Genomic DNA, 20621 nt, shown 5'->3' with positions numbered 1-20621 from the left:
ACTGAAAATATGGACCTCAGTAATACTATTACAGCCATCAGAGCAAGGAGAAATGCCGGCAGCGAACAGGCGCTCCTGATGCTCGACATGGTGCCATTCTCCGATACAGACAATAAATACTCCCTGCTATCATCGGCAGCCCACTATCTCAATGATCCGGCCATCATCTCCCGCTGGATCAGCCTTATCGCTGATGAAACAGACACACAGCTGAAAGCCGATATGCTGCAACGTCTTGTTGCCAACGGCTTACAGCAGATACCCGACAAGGAAGGCTTCATCACCCTCCTGTCGGCATCCCTTCAACAGGATGAATCCCGCGATATCATCCTACCCTTACTGGGCAGGCTTTCACTGGCCCATCCTGCTGCACGCCGCCAGCTGATTGACTTTTACCGGCAACAGGATAATGCAGATGTACAACGCCAAATACTCTCCTGGCTGCTCATACCCGCCCATATCAGTGATGAGGACCTGGCCTTCTATCTCGATATCCTGTATACGATAGATACTACCGACAAGCTGGTTCTGCTCAACCGTCTCCTGCTGCGCGACAAGCTGGAACCCGCAGTACTGGTGCAACAGCTGCAACCGGCTACACCCGACGTGATCAAGGAAATGGTACTGCGCTATTGTGTAGACCGCTCCATCGTTCCTGAAGAAGCCCTGTGTACCCTCATCCAATCCGATAAAAACGCATCGCTCCGCAAATGGAGCATACAGCTGCTGGCAGTACACGGTATCGGCCATACGAAGGTGACAGCCATCCTGCTGCAAGCACTCCGGGAAGATCCCGATCCTGCCGTAAGACAGGCCGCCATGCAGGTATTTGCGTATAGTCTCACGCTTACCCCTGATAATATCGCCTACCTGGGTAACTGCCTGCTCACGGAAAAAAATATACAGGTAGCACAGCAACTACTCTACCTGCTGGCACCCTACACCAGCCGCAACGAAACATTGTCTGATACACTCTGGCAACTGCTGGACCAGGACATTCAGACAACAGTCGCCATAAGCATCTATGACATACTCGGCAAACAGGTCGCTGAAAAAATCGCCCTGCTCGACAAATTTATGGCCGCCTATGAAAAAGAACAGCACGACGACTGCAAAGCCGTGATCCTGAAAGCCATCACCAGCGCCATGAACACCGGCGAAGCATGGAACCGTTTTTACCTCCGTGCCCTGGAAGCTCCTTCTACCGCCATCCGGTCCTGGGCTGTACAAGGTTTATTGCTGGTACCGTTGACACCAGACAATACCACGGCTATCGCAGCAGCAGCTCCTGCACTACTGCAACAGGACCTTCCCTATCAGCAACGCCTGCTGCTCGCACGGAAAATCAGCTGTATCCCGCAACTGCCACAGGCAGCCGTGGAAGTCTTCAGCCGGCTCGCAGACCATGAAACAGCCCAGGACCTGCTGCACATCTGCACGCAGGTACAGGAGAAAGCCATTGCCCACAACGGCGCGGCTCAGATCAACTGGGAACAATGGCTGCATAAAGCCGACGTAACCCACGACCTGAATGGTATCTTCCCGCATATATGGCTCTTCTATAATGATAATCCTGAAATGGCCGGCAAAGTATTGTTGGCAGCCCTCCACCCTGCCAACAGCAATGTACTGTACCAGGAAGGTGTTTCCGATGTGGAGATACTCCGTTTCCTTTCTGTGAAAGCAGGCATCAACGAACACCTGAGTCGCTATGCCATGAACCAGCTCCTTCATACAGACCTGGGCAATGAATCCAAATTCAAATGGTACCTGCTGATACTGAAGAGCAACCCTTCTGCTGAGATTCTCCGGGAAGGGCTATGGCAGCTGCTGGAAAAGAGAGGTCGTTATATCAATATGATACAGCTGGATGAATTATTGCACATGGTATGGCATGACCAGCTGGAAGCAGTATTTACACAACGGATGCTGCAACAGACCACTGCCGAAGGTATACTTCCCTTCCTGCAATATCTCTCTGCCAACAATACCTGGGAACCGGTGCCAAAGCTGTTGACAGCCGCAGCTAAATTGCCAGGCATGTTAGCAGATAACATATTCAAAGATCAGCTTAGTACGGCCTGCCGCAACTGCGGTGTAGACATGGAAGCGCTGCAACGCAGCGTAGCCCCGGCTCCCAACCCGGCAGCTGAAGGTCCTGGTTTTGCCGATTAGCACCGGCTGGTACATTATTCATCATCTCCATTGAAAAGGAATATGGCGGAAGAAATTCTTTTATTCGATATACTATTATCTACAGAACGCAGCACGGAAGAGCGTCTGGCCGCACTGAGCGACCTGCGCCCCTTCCTCGAAACAGCAGAAGGCATCACCCGCTTATGCGATGCCCTGCAAAAAGAAGAGACCATTTCAGTCAAAACAGCTATACTTACGCTGCTTTGTGACATAGACCCTGCGCGTGTACAGGAGCATCAACATTATATCCATACGCTGTCGCTTACCGCCTGCCTCGATCCGGAACGCCAGCTGCGTTATATGGCCGTCAGCAGGCTGGCAACACTGGCATCACATATCAGCGGGATACAGGAGATACTGGCAGAAACGATGGCCAACGATCTGGACACCGACATACAACTGGCCAGCATCGAAGGATTACAGCACAGTGTCAGCAAAACGGAAGATACCATCGCTAAAATCACCGATTATCTTCCACTGGCTCCGGAAGCTTGTCGTGGCCCGTTGCTAACACTGGTACAACAACTACCTCAGCCCCATGCCGCGCGGATGACGGTGCACTTCCTCGACCCGTTGGAACCCACTGCACTCCGGCATACCGCCCTGCAACAGCTTGCGGCAATGCCCGTATTGCCTTCCGATGTTTTATCACAACTCACCAGGATGATACCGGTAGAAACTGTTCTATCGGTAAGAACAACGATCATCGAATTGTTGTCGGCGATGCGACAGGTAGATGAAAGTTTTTTCCGGGACCTGTTTGCCGCACTGCAACAAATGCCCGACCAGCCGGAACTGCTGGAATTAGTCAGGGGCAGACTGGCAGCACATCCGGAGCTGCAGCCGCTGTTTGTTGATTTGTTTACACAAACCACCTCCGCTGGCCTCAAAATCCGCCTGCTGCAATTATTACAACAGGCCGACCTGCCTCAGCTGATCATCGGCGGACTACAGGATGCCAGTCCCTATGTACGGGAAGCCACGCTGCCGTTGCTCACGGCCAAGTTTGCGCAGTGGCAGGAACAGCTGGAACCCGCACTGGCTAAAGCTATCCGTGAAGAGCCACTGGTAGCCCTCCGTAGCGCCCTCGTGCAGGTTTTTCTGCACACCGGCCGCAAATCCGTGCAAACAGAAGCCCTGCTGGTTACATTAGCCAATGCAGAAACAGATCATCACCTGAAATCACTCCTGGCTGCCGCTGCCTGCGAAGTGGCTGTCGATGAGCAAAACAGACAGCCCTTACTGCAACTGTTCTGCGATGTGCTCGAAGGACACTGGTACCCTCCTGCACTCAAACAACAAGTCATCACCAGGCTTCAGACATTTTCCTACAGCGATGATCCCAACCTCAAAAGAAGTATGGGTCTGCTGCTCGACCAGGCAAAAGATATTCAGGAACTGGACCGCGTATACCGCGTACTCAAAACACTGGAAGCAGATTTCAGCCAACTGGCACCGTCCCTGTTACAAGCCCTCTACCGGCATATTGCCTGGTATCCGCAACAGCCCCTGCATGAATGGGTGCAACTAATCGGACAACTGGCAGAACAACATCCGGCATTAAGAGCAGAACTGCCCTACATGATAGCCGTTACCGGTGCCACCTGGCTGCTCAAAGGCGCTGACAAAGCCGAACAAACAGGTGCTTTCCTCTCTACTCTCAAAGATGCTATGCTGAAAAAGAACGGCATGCAGAGTTTTATGGAAGCCCAGCGTTTGGTAAATGATGCCTGGAACAACCGGACCATCAAAAAAAGTGAGATCATCGAATTATACCGCCTGCTGTTACAGCTGCCACCCTCCAGCGGTCTGCTGCAACAAGTAGTCACCATCCTGCAGCAAGGCAAACTGGTCACTCCGGAACTGGTAAGCCTCAGCCTCGACTACATCCTGGTTTCACAAGACAAGGATGGTGTATATATCATTCGCAAATATCTCGAGCAAGCGGGCTTCATCGACCTGGAATACCGGGAAAGACTGCTCCGCCTCTTTACCCAGGAAAATTACCGGCAGTACATGCAGTACAACATGCCGGAGATCCATTCCAAAAGAAGTATCCATACACTCAACGACTGGGAATTCAGTGGATGGACCTGTCCGTATACACAGTGGCCGGTGGCCGCCCTCGTATTTGCCATCGAACCCGCCGACCTGATTGATCGTATCTTCAGCGAACTACCCTCCGGCAACAACACCAACGCCACCCTGCCTTACCTGGTACTCGAACACCTGTTCAGAAACACCAACAGCGTATGGGGCAAATATCTCCATCAGGATGCTGATAAGCTGGAACAGTTTCTCACCCTGCTTTTCAAAGGGTATCAGCAGCTCACCGCCAACAACCCACTCGGCGACCGCATGCTGTATACCTTCTGGAAAAAATGGAATGACTACGTAACAAAACTGAACGGCAAACCCGTTCCTTCCGCATTAGCGGATGCAGCTGCTATCGTATACGGCGGCATTTGTAAAGTAGTACACCGGCTGGAACCCAACTTCAACGGTAAACAGTTTCCACAGGTGCTCAAAGGCATGAATAAAGATGTACTGCAACAACACTGGCCCTGGGATACAACGCTATGGGAAACATTTACCTATAAATACTTCCCGGTGTATGACCCCGATCAGGAATCAGCAGTACAATTATTTCAGCGTGCCGCAAAAACCCTCCAGTCGGGCAACCTGGCCGAAGGACACCAGCTGCTGAAAGAACTGCTGGCACAATATCCGCATACCCGGCAGGTAAAAGAACAACTGGCAGTCATCAACAGTGCCATACAACAACTGGAAGAGAAACTGGGATAAATACTTTAAAGCCCACAGGATGGTTATAGTTGACCATTCTGTGGGTTGCTCAGTACATGATTATGGAAATCACCCTTGTCTGCATCTCTCAAAAAAGACAACGGCGAAGCGCATGAGAAAAAAAGACCCGTCAACGAGAGAGATTATACCACTCAAACATTTTCAGTTGTTCAGGACTGACTTCATGATTCAGTCTATGATGTTATGCATGACAACGCACCAGGATTGGCTGTACAATGCCTTGCGCCCGGATGCCTACCTGATCCTGTGGTTCAACAACGAGTCCAGCAGAATCATGGTGGATTTTGAGGAAGTATCTATTACACGGGATACCATATTATTTATCAGAAAAGACAGGGTGCATATATTGATGGATGATCGCTATGACGGTATCACCATCAGCTTCACAGAAAATTTCTTCTGTAAATCAGCGGAAGATGCTGTTTTCCTCAATAACCACATTCTGTTCACGGACAGCCACCAGCCACGGTATATAAAGGTAGAGGAAGAAGACCGGGTACTGCGGTTGCTGGCAACACTATTGATGGAAGAAAACGCCACCACTGCTCCTTCCGAAACGGTGAACAGAAACCTTATTCAGCACTTCATGATTGCAGCGGCGCGCAAACTGGAGCCAGCTGAAATACCAGTGAGCGTAGATAGAGACCGTAGTTATGTGACCGCCTTTCAGCAGTTACTCGCCCACGACTTCCGATCTGTGAAAATGGTAAATACCTATGCCACAGCCCTGCACATTACAGAAAAGCGGTTAAACGCAGCCACCACGCACATTACAGGCAAATCACCCAAACAGCTCATTGATGAAAAAATAATGCTGGAAGCCCGAAGAATGCTGACACATACCAGCCAGACAACCAGTGAAATTGCATTTGAACTGGGATTCTTCGAGGTGTCCAACTTCATCAAGTACTTTCGCAAACATGAAGGGATCACCCCTGCGATCTATAGGAAGGCGTCTGTAAGCAAGGCGTAAAAGTATCATAAAACGGAGCAAACATACCTTTCTCCCCTGCGTTATTTGAGAGATTTTTGACAGGAAGATTATTCCTAAACGCTTAATGATAACTTATGCCCAGGTCGAAAGTTACCCGTAAAAGTACCCTCGTTGATATGACTGCCATGACCGATATGGTATTCCTGCTGCTCACCTTTTTTATGCTGGCTACGCGGTTCAAGCCGGTCGAACCTGTTGCTGTCATCACACCCTCTTCCATCAATACACAGGTACTTCCCGATTCCGATGTGATCCTGTTTACCATGGATAAAAAAGGAAGGATCTTTTTTGATATGGACGGACAGCCCAAAAGAAAACAACTTATCGGAGACCTCGATAAACAGTTCCAGCTGGGCCTTACAGAGGCTGAAAAGCACAATTTCATTGTTGGCACCAGTATCGGTACGGAGTTAAAACATCTGAAAGCCTACCTGGCCATGCGTCCGGAACAACGGAAAGAGCATGCGATAGAATCAGGTATACCCACCGATTCGGCCTCCAATGAGGTGAAGATATGGCTGCAATACGCTACTGCCTCACAACAGGGAAATGCCCGTACGCTGAAATACTGTGTCAGAGCGGATAATGATGCACCTTATCTGCAGGTTAAAAAATTACTGGCTTCCTTCAAGGAAAGAAATATCCAGCATATCAACCTGGTCACTAATCTTAAAGCCAACCCGCTTACGAAGTCATCATATTAAGCGCCTGCTCTTTTTTATTCAGCAGGAGTACGCGATACATCACCAATGCGCTGGCCAGGATCAGGACGATGTAACTGAGAGACAGGTTCCGTCCGTCCTGTACCGGCAACACATAGATGATACCTGCACTGAGTATGGAAACGATCACATAACAAAGGCCACCCGTAAGTCCTCCGGCGATGCCCGCATTTTTGGGGAATTTCTGCAGACAGAAGGTAAAGTAGTTGTTATAGGTAAAACCAGCTCCTACGTGTACCAGGAAAGCAAAAGCCAGGATGGTCCATAACTGGCTAAAGAGGCCAAAGGTCAGTAACAATGCGCAGGCTGCAACAAACTGTAGCAACACGTTGATGTTCATCTTGCGGACAAAGGGTTTATTGATCAGTCCCTTACCAAGGAAACCGCCTGCCATCCAGGCAAACCCGAGGAACAGAGAACAGTATCCCGTAACCACCGGCGACAGATTAAAATAGTGTTCGATGATAAACGGACCCGACATATTGTATACCATCACCATGGAATAGGCCAGTCCGAGCATACCGATGCCCAGTGTGAAACTGCCGGTACGCACCATGCCCATATAAATAGAGAAGATTTTTGCCGGATGGAAAGGTGTAGTCTCATGAATAGTTTCACCACCGAAGATGGCTTCAAGCACAAACAGTACCGCCGCAAAGCCACCCAGAAAATAAAAGTTGGATTCCCAACCAAAGCTCACTTCAAGGTATCCTCCTATAAAAGGCGCTACAATGGGTCCGGTAGACCATATAATGGTAAAGAAACTGAGGTAGTGTTTGAGTTTTTCGCCGGAGTAGAGGTCCACAAAAAATGCGCGCTTGCTCACCACCATGGCTGCAATGGTGATCCCGTGCAATATCCGCATCGCATATACGACATACAGATTATGTGTATTGGCAATGATCACACAGGAGAGACAGAAAAGCAACATGGAAACCATGCTTATTCTGTAACGGCCGTAGCTGTCGAGCAGGCCACCCACAAAAAGCTGAGAAAGGCCATAGCTGATCAGAAACAAACTCAGCGTCAGCTGTGCCTGGCCGTTGGAAATGCCAAGTGCGCTGGTCATGCCCGGCAGGGAAGGAATATAGATGTCTGTTGCAAATCCCGACATCGGTATCATAGCAAAGGCAAGCAGTGTGGCAATACCAATATTACTTTCCTTTATACGTTTCAGTTTAACAGTGCTGGTAGTCATTTTATAGCGGCTATTGATTCATTCGCCCGCAAAATTAGGAATTGATGTTTTATGAAATGACATGGTTTTCTCATAAAATTCTGAATTCGTACAGCATACCACGTTATAAAAAATACTATGCAAACAATCTCACGACACCCTCTCCTATAAAAAAGTTGCCAGTGTGAAGAATCACACTGGCAATCGTTCATCGTTTCTTCATCTTAAACTAAAAAAGGTCAGGAATTCAACTTGGACAGGCCCTTTTGCAAATCTTCAGCATTCATTACAGGTTGAAATATTACCTCTGCATTCAGTTCCTGAAAGAAGGGTTCTGCAATACCGGGTATTTCTGAAGGCTCTTTTAAATCAAATATCATCAGACAAGTCCTGCGCCCACCATCCGTAAAGAAATAACTGGCTTCAGGTTTTAGCTTGTCCATGGTAGATTTGACGATTTCAGGAAGCTTCCCGCTTTTGAGGGCATTATTGGAGGCAATTACCTCACATGAAACTTTGAGTAAAGTACGCATAACTTTTGGGGGTTTAAGTATACTGAATATCGTCCTTTTTTTGCTTAAAAAATGTTATCAGGAAGTTATAATAATAGCGGCTATGCTTGAGCTGCAAAGCGTCAATCCCTGTTTACATATACATAAAGATAGAGTACGTCTTATAAATTAGATATGACCATCGTCATCGGCCCGATAATTTTAAGCGTAATTTTAATATTATGACGAGAGCGCTCGCAAAGGGGGAGTCAATCAGGGGCAATGCGCAGCACCACCGGGGCTCATATTCCGGCGGTGCTTTATTTTCAGAAGAGGGTCATCTGCGAAGGTTGAGCTGTTAATCCGAACACAGCCTGTACTTCTTTATAAAAATCAGCCTCAAACCGGCCATCATGTACATGCAGGAAAAAGTAGATCGTTTCCAGGCCCTGCTGCTTCCACACCTCCAAACGCTCCTTCCATTGCAGCAAACGGACACTATCCAGCGGATGCCCGCCCTTGGTAACAAAACGAAGAAACAGATGAGGTACGGTTAGGCCCATATGCAAACAATCGCGACGGCCCGGCGTATCCGTGATCACCACTCCTATTCCCAATTGATGCAGTGTATGAAAAAACTCATGGCGCTCTGTTTCGCTGCCAAACCAGTCAGGATGCCGTACCTCTACAAAAAACTGCAGGTCGCGCGGAAGTTGCTCCAGATATTTATAGAGATTTAATTTACGGACAGGTGAAAAGTATTCACTTACCTGCAGAAAAACAGGCCCCAGCTGTTTGTCAAATGCACGCACCCCTTCCAGGAAGGCAGCCGTTTCTGTAGCCGCATTCAGCAAAGTACTATGATGACTGATCACCTGCGGCACCTTAGGACAAAACATAAAATCACGTCCTTTCACTTTATCCATCCATTTGCGGATATCGTCAGGACTGTATATTTTATAATGGGTAGCGTTGAGTTCCACACAATTGAATATCCGGCTGTATTCCGGCAGCAATGCCGTTTCCCGGATCCCTCTGGGATACAGCGTGCCGGCATATTCCTTTCTGCTCCAGCCGGAAGTACCGATCCTTAAAGTATTGTTTACCGGTGTACCTTTCAGCACCTGTGCGGTTACCCACTCATCAGCAGGCAACGACAACTCCAGTTGATCATATATAGGCCAGTTAGCGCCAAAGTCCATGCAGTCGTATTTTGATCTATGATGCAAAATACAAAAGAGTGCATTAAAAATGTTCTACTTTAGAAGTAAAGCAGACTATGATTAAATGGCTTACAACTGTAACTAATAAAAATTCTTATCGACGGAAAACAGATTTACTGAAGCTGCTTCTTCGTTTTCTGTGTATTGAACAATTCACTTTTAAACAATCGGTCAAAACGACGGGAGGCAGTTAAATTCCCTGAGACTGCGATACAGGGCCAGGTTTCAGGGGCCAGCATTTCAGACAATTGTGCATTTCTCAATCTGGCTTTGCTACGGAGGAATAATTTAAACATGACTTAAATTTTGTCTCATTGAAGAGACAAACAAGTCATCTTACAATGAGGGGTTAATAATGATAATGGCAACTCGGAGGTTGTACGTCCATGGAGCATTTTTTAATTGAGCCACAAAGGTAGATCAGCTTCTGCAACTAACCAATGATTTACAAACAAAATTTTATTAGAAATTTATTAGAGTAGAAGAACATCAATAAGAAAGCCTCCTGTATCCAATGATATAGGAGGCTTATTCTTATGTATACATGTATCAGAAGTAACGTGGGTTCTGTGTAGTATATTGTTTTGAGGGGAATAGGAATCCGATGGAGATTTCATGTGACCCACCCTGATAGCCAGCCATTTTATTGACATTCAGGTCGTAGGCGTAACCGATACGTAGCTGTTCGGTAGCATAAAATTCTACCATGGCACTGGCCGCATTAACCTGTTGCAAGCGAGGGTCCAGGTTGTTTTTGTTCCACAATTTCAGGGAGGTTCTGTATGAGCCGCCTACCCAAAGCCTTTCGCTGAGCAGCAGAAAAGCATTTACATCGAGGCTGGTAGGTCCTTTGAAGTCTTCCTTGATCATGAGGGATGGTTTCAGCTTCAGCGTTTCCCCCAGGCCCAATACCGTACCGGCAGTAAGATACACATGCTGTGTTTTGCGGATCACATCATAAGTATACCCTTTCCAGGAATACCTGGTAGCGGAGGTATATAGTGAAAAGAGATCCATCACAGATGCGCCTATATAAAAGGATGGCGTATAATAATAGATGCCGAAGCGTGCATCCGGAACCCATTTGCTGATCTTGCCGGTAGGGATGGTTTCATCGTTGTTATCTACATATGACATCGCAGTACCATCAATTGAATATTGGGTAACGCCCCCTCCGATACCCAGGCAAAGGCGGCGTGTATTTTCATCGTCCAGCGGAATACGATAGGCATAGGAGCCGTACAGTGAAACAGCCTGCTGTGGCCCCAGCTGGTCGAACAACAATTGCATCCCCACCCCTACCTTATTGTCGCGGGCATTGGTCAGACCATCCAGAGAGACGCCACCGGTACGTGGAGCACCTGGAAACCCTGCCCACTGGTGCCTGTAGGCTGCATTCAGGTACCAGTTCTCCTTATATCCGGCATAGGCAGGATTTACCGTTAATCCGTTGAAAGCGTACTGACTGAACTGTACATTCTGTTGTGCCCTGGAGCAGACACCTGTTATCATCAGCAGACCCAGGAAATATATTTTTAAATTAATGCGCATAGTTTTATGATTTCTGACCTGTGATACCGGGTACCGGATGCCTGCAGTTTCAGGCATCCGGTTTTTCCGTGTTATCTTAATATCTGTACCCATCCTTTAAGACGTTTGGTCTCTTGTGGTTTTCTTACCTCGAGGATATAGTAGTAGGTTCCTTCATTCAATCCGGAGCCATTCCAGTCATTTTTATAATCTTTAGACTGATATACCATACTGCCCCATCTGTTGTAGATGTAGAGAGCAGAGCCGGGATATTTTTCCAGGCCGCCGATGATGAATTTTTCATTCTTACCATCTCCATTTGGTGTGAAAACATTCGGGAATGAGAGATCTTGTCCTTCTACCTGGATAACAGCTTCCGCAAGGTCATTGGTCAGGTTGATCTGTGGCTCATTAGCGGTTACCCTGGCCTGGTTGACAACCTGGCCGCCATCAATGACGCGGCATACCAGCGTCATCTGCAGTGTTTCCCCTGCCATCAACTGTCCGATATCCCACAGCATCCGTTTTCCGGCTTGATCGGTCTGTACCTTTCCTTTGTCGGCGGTGGTTGATGTAGGTGCTTCCAGTCCAGCCGGTAGCAGATCTTCTACCGCTACATTGGTAAACGTCTGGTCCCATGCATTGTGGACGGTAATGCGATAAGTAACCTGCTGTCCCATGCGGTAAGGCGCCTGTGGTGTCACCACTTCTTTGGTAATAGACAGATCTCCACCTCCTGTTTCGATATTAGTGCCTGGAGTATTGATATCACAGCCCGGTACTGCTGGGTCACAACCTGCGGTAGGCTTGGTTATATAACCATCACTTACAGTGGCCGTGTTGCTGATGCCGGATATGCCGGTAAGGTTATCGTCCGCTTTTACCACAAAAGTCACACTGGTAGTGGCTCCTGGAGCCAGGTCTTTAATACTGAAGTTCACAATATTGCCTTTCAGGGCGCCACCGCTTACATAACTGGTATGCGCCGGTACCGGGTCTGTAATGGTTACATCCGGCAGTGGAACCTTACCATTGTTACGCACATAAATGGTATAGGTCAGTTTTTCGCCTGCGTGTATCTGTCCTGTACCGTATTCCGTTGTTACCGTTTTCCATGTTTCAAAGCTTGGTGGTGGCGTGATACCGGTTGTAACAGATGCGGTATTATTGGAATTGTCCGGATCTGTGATACCTGCGGCGATGGCAACATTATTGGTAATGCTGCTACCAGTATACGCTGCATCTATGGTTCCGCTCACGTTCAATTGTATGGTACCGCCAACAGGCAATACACTGGTAAGCTGGAAAGCTCCTGTTGATGCATTATAATTACCACCTGTAGCCGCGAAGCCTACATTGGTCAGCGCTGCAGGCAGTGCTTCTGTAATGGTGATCGTTTCACCATTGTTCATCGTTGCCGGACCGTGGTTGGTAACGGTTATCGTATAGTTCAGCGGTCTTCCGACAGCCACTTCGGGTTTATCGGCTGATTTGTTTACAGCGAGGTCTGCAACCCTTGAAACGTTGGTTGTAACGGTTGCTTCGTTGTTGGCCGTTACCGGATCGGAAATACCTGCCGGAGTGGCAATGGCTACTTTATTGGTAACAGCACTGCCAGTGAAATCAGCAGCAATGGTACCGCTGATCTTCAGGGTGACCGCACCGCCGGATGCCATAGGCCCTGTCAGTGTATAGGCGCGCGTGGCCGTATTATAGGTACCGCCATTTGCGAGGTAGCTGATGTTGGTCAGCCCTGCCGGCAGTGTTTCAGTGATCGTGATCACCTCCCCGGTGTTGAGGGTACTGAGACCTTTGTTACCGACAGTAATGGTGTAGTTTAATACATCGCCTGTCACCGCGCTGGTTTTATCCACCTGCTTCGTTACTTCCAGGTCGCTTTCACGAATGATCGTTGTTGTTTCGCTGGTAGTGGTGTTATTGCTTTGGTCTGTATCCGTTATACCATTGGGTACCGTCACGGATACTTTGTTGATCATGCTTGTAGCTGTTGCCGCAGGGTCCACTTCGCCATTGATTAAGAGCGTTACAGCCCCATCTTTAGCCAAATCGCTGGTCAGCGTAAAAGTATGTGCGTTGGCATCATAAGATCCGCCGGTAGCTGTATAGCCGTTCACGATCAGGGCTGCCGGAAGGGTTTCCGAGATACCGATGGCTTCACCACTTTTCAGCGTGCTGAGACCTTTGTTTTGAATAGTGATGGTATAGTTGATCGCTTCTCCTGCTACTACGCTGGTTTTGTCAACATGTTTGGTCACTGCGAGATCGCTTTCACGACGGATAGCAGTGGTATTGCTGGTTGCTGTGTTATTGGAAGGATCACTTTCCGTGATACCGGATGGAAGGGTCACAGAAACTTTATTCATCATACTGGTGCTGGTAGTGGCAGCATTCACATTGCCTTTGATCACCAGCGTTACTGCACCGTTCTTCAACAGATCACTGGTCAATGTGAAGGTGCCGGCATTGGCATCATAGGTGCCACCGGTAGCATCATAACTGCTCACGATCAGTTCTGCCGGGAGGGTTTCGGTAATACTGATCACTTCACCACTTCTGAGAGTACTGATACCTTTGTTCTGAATAGTAATGGTATAGTTGATGGCCTCTCCTGCCATAGCACTGGTCTTGTCTACCTGCTTCGTTACAGCCAGGTCGCTTTCACGACGAATAGTGGTAGTGTTGCTGGTGGCGGTGTTATTGGAAGGATCTGTTTCTGTCACACCTGCCGGAATAGTCACAGATACTTTATTGAACATACTGGTACTGCGTGTGGCCGCATCTACATTGCCTTTGATCACCAGGGTCACTGTTTCATTTTGCGCCAGGTCCATGCTCAGTGTAAAGGTACCGGCATTGGCATCATAAGCGCCTCCGGTAGCATCATAACTGTCAATGATCAGTTCTGTCGGGAGGGTTTCTGTAATGCCGATCACTTCTCCGCTTTTCAGGGTACTGATACCTTTGTTTTGAACAGTGATGGTATAGCTAATGGCCTCTCCTGCCACAGCGCTGGTCTTATCGACTGTCTTCGTTACTGCCAGATCACTTTCACGACGGATCGTGGTAGGGTTGCTGGTAACAGTATTATTGGAAAGATCAGTATCCGTCACACCGGAAGGGACTGTCACCGCTACTTTGTTGACCATGCTGGTGCTCAGGGTACCAGGATCTGCGTTTCCGCTGATGGTCAGTGATATCACACCATTTTGAGCCATATCGCTACTCAGTGTGAAGGTTCCTGTATTGGCATTATAGGTACCTCCCGTAGCTGTATAGCCGCTAACGATCAGTTCTGCCGGGAGCGTTTCAGCAATGCCGATCACTTCACCACTTTTCAGGGTACTGGTTCCTTTGTTCAGAACAGTAACCGTATAGGTGATCGCTTCTCCTGCCACGGCGCTCGTCTTATCAACCGTCTTCGTCACCGCCAGATCACTTTCACGACGGATAGCAGTAGTGTTGCTGGTAGCGGCATTATTGGAAGGATCGGTATCGGTCACACCGGTGGGGGCAGTCACAGCCACTTTATTGACCATGCTGGTGCTCGACGTAGCAGCATCCACATTGCCTTTAACAATCAGCGTTACGATGCCGTCTTTGGCCAGATCGCTGGTCAACGTGAAGGTGCCTGCACTGGCATCATAAGTGCCCCCTGTTGCCACATAACTGGCTACTATCAGTTCTGCCGGAAGTGTTTCTGTGATGCCTATTTTTTCACCACTCTTCAGCGTACTGATACCTTTGTTCTGAATAGTGATGGTATAAGTGATGGCTTCTCCTGCCACGGCACTGGTTTTATCAACCGTTTTTGTTACCGCCAGGTCGCTTTCACGACGAATAGTGGTGGCATTGCTGGTGGCGGTATTGTTGGACGGATCGATATCGGTTACGCCTGATGGAACCGTTACAGTCACTTTATTAACCATGCTGGCACTTAAAGTGCCGGCATCTATATTGCCCCTGATTACCAGTGTCACTACGCCATCTTTGGCCAGGTCGCCAGTCAGGGTAAAGGTGTTGGTACTGGCATCATAAATACCTCCGGTAGCTGTATAACTGCCAACGATCAGTTCTGCAGGAAGTGTTTCTGTAAGACCCAGCTTCTCCCCGCTCTTCAGAGTACTAATGCCGTTATTCTGAACGGTGATGGTATAGGTGATGGCTTCGCCCGCCACTGCGCTGGTCTTGTCTACCGACTTCGTTATCATCAGGTCCGTTTCACGGCGGATGGCCGTAGCAGGACTGGTAGCGGTATTATTGGTAAGATCGGAATCCGTGATACCGGCAGGTACGGACACAGACACTTTATTGATCATGCTGGTGCTTAAAGTGGTGGCACTCACATTTCCTTTGATCACCAGGGTTACCACAGCATTCTGTGAAAGGTCGCTGGTCAGGGTCAGGGTTCCGGCATTAGCATCATAGATGCCACCCGTAACATCATAACCGTTCACGATCAGCTCTGCAGGAAGTGTTTCCGTTATCCTGAGCACTTCACCACTCTTCAGTGTGCTCACGCCTTTGTTCTTGATGGTAATGGTGTAGTTGATCGCCTCTCCTGCTACTACGCTGGTTTTGTCTACTGTCTTCGTTACTGCCAGGTCTGCTTTCCTTTCCACAGCAACCGTTGCGTTGCTGGTATTGTTGCCCGGTACGGGGTCTGTCACCATTCCCTGCGGGGCTACTGATACTGTGTTGGTAATACCTGTTCCGATGAAGTCGGCTGCCACGGTACCGCTCACCACCAGTTGCACGCTGCTACCTGCATTCAGGCCGCCTGTGAGCGTAAATGAATGCGTGTTGCTGTCATAAACGCCACCTGTAGCGTTATAGGTTACGTTCTGCAGTTCCGCTGGCAGCGATTCTGTTATTTTGAGAATATCTCCGCTGTTGAATGCACCTGGTCCGTAGTTTTTAACGGTAATGGTATATGTCAGCGGATCACCTGCAACGACAATGTTTTTATCAGACACTTTCGTTATTCCAAGGTCTGCCTCCAGTCTGGTAGCGGCTACTGCATCCGCCTGGTTGTTGGTGAGATCAGGATCTGATACCCCAGCCGGAGCTGCTACCTCTACATGGTTGGTAATGCTGGTACCGGTATAATTAGGTACTACGATACCACTTACCACGAGCTTGACGGTGCTGCCAGCAACCATATCGCTGGTCAGCGTATAGGCGCCTGTTACAGGATTATATACGATTCCTGAAGGTATCAAACTTACATTGCCCAAACCTGCCGGCAGATTTTCCGTCAGCTGCAATTCTTCACCGGCCTTCAGTGTACCGGGACCTATATTCGTTACCGTTATTGTAAAATCCAGTGCTTCACCGGCGTTCACGGTTGTTTTGCTGGCGGATTTGGCCACCGCAATATCTACCTGGCGCGAAATGCTGGTCACCACATTGTTTGAAGATACCGTTGCTGCCATCATCGGTGCAGAAGCGGTTGCCACGTTCGTGATAGTGCCTGCAAAAGCAGGATCAACAGTACCGGTGATTGTAATGTTGATTTTATTACCTGCACCGGCAGGGATATTACTTTTAACATTCACCTGCTGCGCCGCGCCGGTGTTGCCAGAAATCAGGGTGGCATTGCCGGTTGCTGTTGCTACCCATTTTACATTGGATACTGCAGCAGGAACCAGGTCTGCGATATTAAGATTGATGACATCACTGGGGCCATCATTATTTACCTCAATGCTGTAGGTGATGCCAGTACCACCGATAGCAGTGGCCGGCCCTACTTTAACCAGTCTTACGCCCGGCTCCAGGGTAACATTGGTGGTCGCTGTTGCTGTATTGTTGGAAAGATCATAATCTATAACGCCGCCGGATGGAAGGGTTACCGTAGCCGTATTTTGAATGTTTGGCACCATCACGTCTGACTTCACTCTCCCGGTAATATGGATGGTAATGGCATTGGCGTCACCGGTCTTAATATCTCCGGTCAGGCTGATGTTACCTGTGCCGCTGCCGGCCGAAACAGTGGAGGTTCCTGCCGCGGTAGCTGTCCATTTTATATTTTCAATTTGCACCGGTACATTGTCGGTGATATTGATATTATTGGCATCAAGCGGACCGGCGTTGGTCACCGTCAATGTATAAGCGATATCCTGTCCGGCTGCAATGGTTACCGGACCGGCCTTCTGTATTTTCACATCGGTAGACTGATTTACCGCTGTGGTGATCTTACTGAATTTAGTGTTTCCGCCTGCGTCTACTTGTGCCTGGTTGGTAAAGCTGGCGCCTGCTGAACTGTTAACAGTGCCATTTACCACGATGCTCACCTTACTGTTGGTATTACCCGGCATATTGGCGGTCAGATGGATGGGAGACGTAGTGCCTGTTGCGGTCCCTACGCCTCCTATGTCCGCTCCATTGGAGGCGGTAGCTGTCCAGTTAAGTACTGTAACAGCAGCGGGGATCACATCATCGATCAATGCGGCCGGCACATCGCCTGTACCCAGGTTAGACACATCAATAACATAAGTAATAGGATCACCGATGTTCACTCTCTGCGGACCTGATTTGGAGACTAACAGATCTGCCGTATTGGTCAGGGTAGTGCTACGTCTGCTCGTATTGTTTCCGGTATCAGGATCTGTTGTGCCACCGGCAACATTAACAGTGGCCGTATTGGTAATACCCATCGTAGCTCCTACCGGAACTGCGCCTGTTACCGTACCATTGATCACAATATTCACTTCACCACCCACCGGAATATCTACTGTAGCGTATACATTATTGGTAGCACCGGTTGGATTTGTCAATATGGCCGCACCACCGGTAACGGTGGCCGTCCAGTTAACATTCTTTATTTCTGCCGGCACATTATCAAAAATCTGTGCTGCCCGGGCAATACTCGGACCGGCATTGGTCACTTTCAGCTTGTACTGGATATCCTGACCGGCATTCCTGTCTGCGGGACCCGATTTTACAATGCCCACGTTGGCTACGCGGGAAACAGTGGTACTAACACTGCTGTTCCAGCTTTTTCCTGCTTCTGCAGAAGTTACGGTAGCCTCATTGAGCAAAGAACCGATCGGCAATGCAGGATCTACTATGCCTGTCACCTGTACACTTATATTGGCATTAACGCCTGCGGGTATATTACCTTTTACAGCCACAGTGTTACCAGTACCGGTGGCGCCGGCAGTGACGGCAGCACCGCCGGTAGCGGTGGCTGTCCAGCTCACATTGGTAATACCGGCAGGTAAATCGTCGGTGATGTCCACCCCGTCTGCATTGGCTTTGCCGGGGTTGGTTACAAACAGGGTATAACTGATCGTTTCACCGGCAACAACAGTGGCCGGTCCATTTTTGCTGATGGCCAGCTGCGGTGTTTTGTTGACCGTTGTGGAGGCTATCGCATTGAGTAATGGTACATTGGCTTCAGTAGGTGTCAGGGATACGGTGTTATCGATATTACCAGTCGCAGCTGGAGATACGGTGCCCGTAACGGTTACTGTCACTTTATTGGCAGCACCAGCGGGAATATCTGCATAAACATTCACCGAATTACCAGTGCCGGTAGCACCGGAATTAATATGTGCAGCGCCTTCTACGGCAGTTGTCCAGCTCACATTGCTGATATTGGCGGGTACCATATCAAAGATATTGGCATTTACCGCATTACTCAATCCACTATTGGCAACAGTGATAACATAAGTAATATCAGCTCCTGATACAATTGTGGCAGGACCATTTTTGCTGATCAGCAATATGGGTTTCCTGATAATATCTGTTTTATCGGTAGCAGAAACAGGTGCTCCATCCGGCGATGTGGCCGTGGCCGTATTGGTCAGGGCGCCGCTGAAGGAAGGATCAATTGTACCTGTAATCTCTATCGCAACATAATTAGTGGGGCCCGGTGGGATGTTAGCAATCACATCTACATTGCTGCCAGCAGTATTATTGGCGGTAATGGTGGCAGCTCCTGCTACGGAAGGCACAACACCACTTATCGCAACGTTGGCTGGCACCTGGTCCTGTATTCTTACACCGGTAGCAGTAGCAGGTCCGTTATTACCCACTGTGATACGGTAAGTAACAGGACTACCTGCCACCTTGGTACTGGTTGCATTCACCTTGGTGATAATAACACTTGTTTTCTTTTCAACAGCAGTGCTGATGGTGCTGACATTATCCACAGGATCCGTATCTGTGATACCAGCCGGAGGAGTTACGGAAGCTGTATTGCTGAGGGTAGCTCCGGTATAATCGGGGCTCAGCACACCTTTTACAAGAATCGTCACAGTACCGTTATTACTACCCGGAACTGTAGCCACCGCGCTTACATTACCTGTACCACTTGCCGGGCTAACAGTAGCGCCGGTACCGGTGGCTGTCGCCGTCCAGGTGACATTGCTGATACCTGCCGGTATCATATCCGTAATAGTAGCTCCGGCCACATCACTTTTACCGGCATTGGTAACTGTAATCGTATAGTCGATAGCGTTACCTGCCGATGCCGGGTCCGGCGTAGCCGTTTTGATGATATGCAGGTTTACTTCCGGTTGGTATGTGTCTGTATCTGTTGCAGTATTGTTGACCGGGTCAATATCAACATAACCAGTAGCTGGAACGGCCACCGTGGCTGTATTCACAAGATCTCCCGTATAAGCCGAAGGAACTGAGATGGTGACCGTATAGGTAATAGTAGCACCACCAGGCAGATCAATCTGTTGATTCAGTGCACCGGTACCATTGAGGACCGCTACATTACCCCCGCCTGTGGTAGCGCTCACCTGCCAGTTCATATTGGCAGATGGAATACCAACAGGGAGCTTATCCTGTATAGTAGCACCAGTCACAGCATCGGTAGCCAGGTTGCTGACCACTACTGTGTACACTACATCAGTACCAGGCGTATAGGTAGTTTTCCCATCATCTTTGGTAATAGCGAGATCTGTGTATACTACATCGCTGGTAGTTTCTCCCCCGAAAGTGGAGAGCTGCTGAATACCCTGGAAGTCAACATAGTCCACGCCATCCACCTGGCCGGAAGCGGCAGGTGTGAGCGTTGTGATGTTTTTTAATCCCCGGGCATCAAGGTCTGTAAGCGTTGGATCGATATTATTGTCGTGTTTGAACCAGATCCATTTTTGCGGACGGGTAACGCCTCTGGTAGAGGAAAGATAGTTCTCCGCCGCTGTTTTTTCAGCGGGGTTCCAGAACAAACGCAGGGTAACGCCGCCATTGGTGGTGAGTGGCACACCCGTATACGTAATTTGCAGGAATCGGTTCATCAGCTGGGTACCGTAGTCAGTACCTGCATTTTTACCGATAGCTGTCATATTACGGTTTGCATCAATCACAGCGGAGAGTTTGGAAACATCAATGGTATTTCCATTCAGCTGTATAGCTGCGATATATTTATTGATATCATCCGGATGTCTGAAATATACCCAGTCGCCATCCACGCAGATGTTAGCGGCT

Annotated in this window: 10 protein-coding genes; 4 read left to right on the top strand and 6 right to left on the bottom strand. The window is 48.8% G+C overall.

The window, feature by feature from the left end; translation table 11 throughout:
* The first annotated feature begins 9 nt into the window (after positions 1 to 9).
* From DF182_RS26030 to DF182_RS26015, 4 genes are all read left to right on the top strand, one after another.
* Entirely contained in the window at positions 10 to 2175 is a 2166-nt protein-coding gene (locus tag DF182_RS26030; RefSeq protein WP_113618684.1) for a HEAT repeat domain-containing protein, read from the top strand.
* Between the two features lie 30 nt (positions 2176 to 2205).
* A complete protein-coding gene (locus DF182_RS26025) occupies positions 2206 to 5001 on the top strand; it encodes a hypothetical protein (protein ID WP_211327212.1) in 2796 nt (931 codons plus the stop codon).
* A 112-nt stretch (positions 5002 to 5113) separates the two neighbouring features.
* Positions 5114 to 5995 carry an AraC family transcriptional regulator gene (locus DF182_RS26020; RefSeq protein WP_161964272.1) on the top strand — a complete coding sequence of 294 codons (882 nt, stop codon included), beginning with the start codon at positions 5114 to 5116 and terminating at the stop codon, positions 5993 to 5995.
* Positions 5996 to 6090: 95 nt separating this feature from the next.
* Entirely contained in the window at positions 6091 to 6720 is a 630-nt protein-coding gene (locus DF182_RS26015) for an ExbD/TolR family protein (RefSeq protein ID WP_113618681.1), read from the top strand.
* Here DF182_RS26015 and DF182_RS26010 read toward each other — a convergent pair.
* The 6 genes from DF182_RS26010 to DF182_RS25985 form a co-directional block, all read right to left on the bottom strand.
* Positions 6701 to 7936, bottom strand: a complete 1236-nt coding sequence (locus DF182_RS26010; protein ID WP_113618680.1) for an MFS transporter — start codon at positions 7934 to 7936, stop codon at positions 6701 to 6703. The two genes, DF182_RS26015 and DF182_RS26010, sit on opposite strands and share 20 nt — an antisense overlap.
* Before the next feature lie 218 nt (positions 7937 to 8154).
* Positions 8155 to 8448 carry a hypothetical protein gene (locus DF182_RS26005; RefSeq protein WP_113618679.1) on the bottom strand — a complete coding sequence of 98 codons (294 nt, stop codon included), beginning with the start codon at positions 8446 to 8448 and terminating at the stop codon, positions 8155 to 8157.
* 284 nt (positions 8449 to 8732) lie between these two features.
* Positions 8733 to 9608, bottom strand: coding sequence for a DUF72 domain-containing protein (locus DF182_RS26000; RefSeq protein ID WP_113618678.1), 876 nt, complete (start codon positions 9606 to 9608; stop codon positions 8733 to 8735).
* Between the two features lie 134 nt (positions 9609 to 9742).
* Positions 9743 to 9925, bottom strand: a complete 183-nt coding sequence (locus DF182_RS25995) for a hypothetical protein (protein ID WP_113618677.1) — start codon at positions 9923 to 9925, stop codon at positions 9743 to 9745.
* A gap of 253 nt (positions 9926 to 10178) precedes the next feature.
* Positions 10179 to 11180, bottom strand: coding sequence for a PorP/SprF family type IX secretion system membrane protein (locus DF182_RS25990; RefSeq protein WP_113619736.1), 1002 nt, complete (start codon positions 11178 to 11180; stop codon positions 10179 to 10181).
* A 71-nt stretch (positions 11181 to 11251) separates the two neighbouring features.
* Positions 11252 to 20170, bottom strand: a complete 8919-nt coding sequence (locus DF182_RS25985; protein WP_394337291.1) for a DUF7507 domain-containing protein — start codon at positions 20168 to 20170, stop codon at positions 11252 to 11254.
* Between the last annotated feature and the right edge of the window lie 451 nt (positions 20171 to 20621).

Origin of the sequence: Chitinophaga flava (assembly GCF_003308995.1) — a bacterium.
Classification (GTDB): domain Bacteria; phylum Bacteroidota; class Bacteroidia; order Chitinophagales; family Chitinophagaceae; genus Chitinophaga; species Chitinophaga flava.
The sequence above is the reverse complement of the archived record's forward strand: the minus strand, read 5'-3'. Positions and strand labels throughout refer to the sequence as shown.

Bases quoted from the DNA above. Each gene is read 5' to 3' on its own strand.
- DF182_RS26030 (WP_113618684.1), top strand. From the start codon at position 10: ATGGACCTCAGTAATACTATTACAGCCATCAGAGCAAGGAGAAATGCC.
- DF182_RS26020 (WP_161964272.1), top strand. From the start codon at position 5,114: ATGAGAAAAAAAGACCCGTCAACGAGAGAGATTATACCACTCAAACAT.
- DF182_RS26015 (WP_113618681.1), top strand. From the start codon at position 6,091: ATGCCCAGGTCGAAAGTTACCCGTAAAAGTACCCTCGTTGATATGACT.
- DF182_RS26010 (WP_113618680.1), bottom strand. From the start codon at position 7,936: ATGACTACCAGCACTGTTAAACTGAAACGTATAAAGGAAAGTAATATT.
- DF182_RS26005 (WP_113618679.1), bottom strand. From the start codon at position 8,448: ATGCGTACTTTACTCAAAGTTTCATGTGAGGTAATTGCCTCCAATAAT.
- DF182_RS26000 (WP_113618678.1), bottom strand. From the start codon at position 9,608: ATGGACTTTGGCGCTAACTGGCCTATATATGATCAACTGGAGTTGTCG.
- DF182_RS25995 (WP_113618677.1), bottom strand. From the start codon at position 9,925: ATGTTTAAATTATTCCTCCGTAGCAAAGCCAGATTGAGAAATGCACAA.
- DF182_RS25990 (WP_113619736.1), bottom strand. From the start codon at position 11,180: ATGCGCATTAATTTAAAAATATATTTCCTGGGTCTGCTGATGATAACA.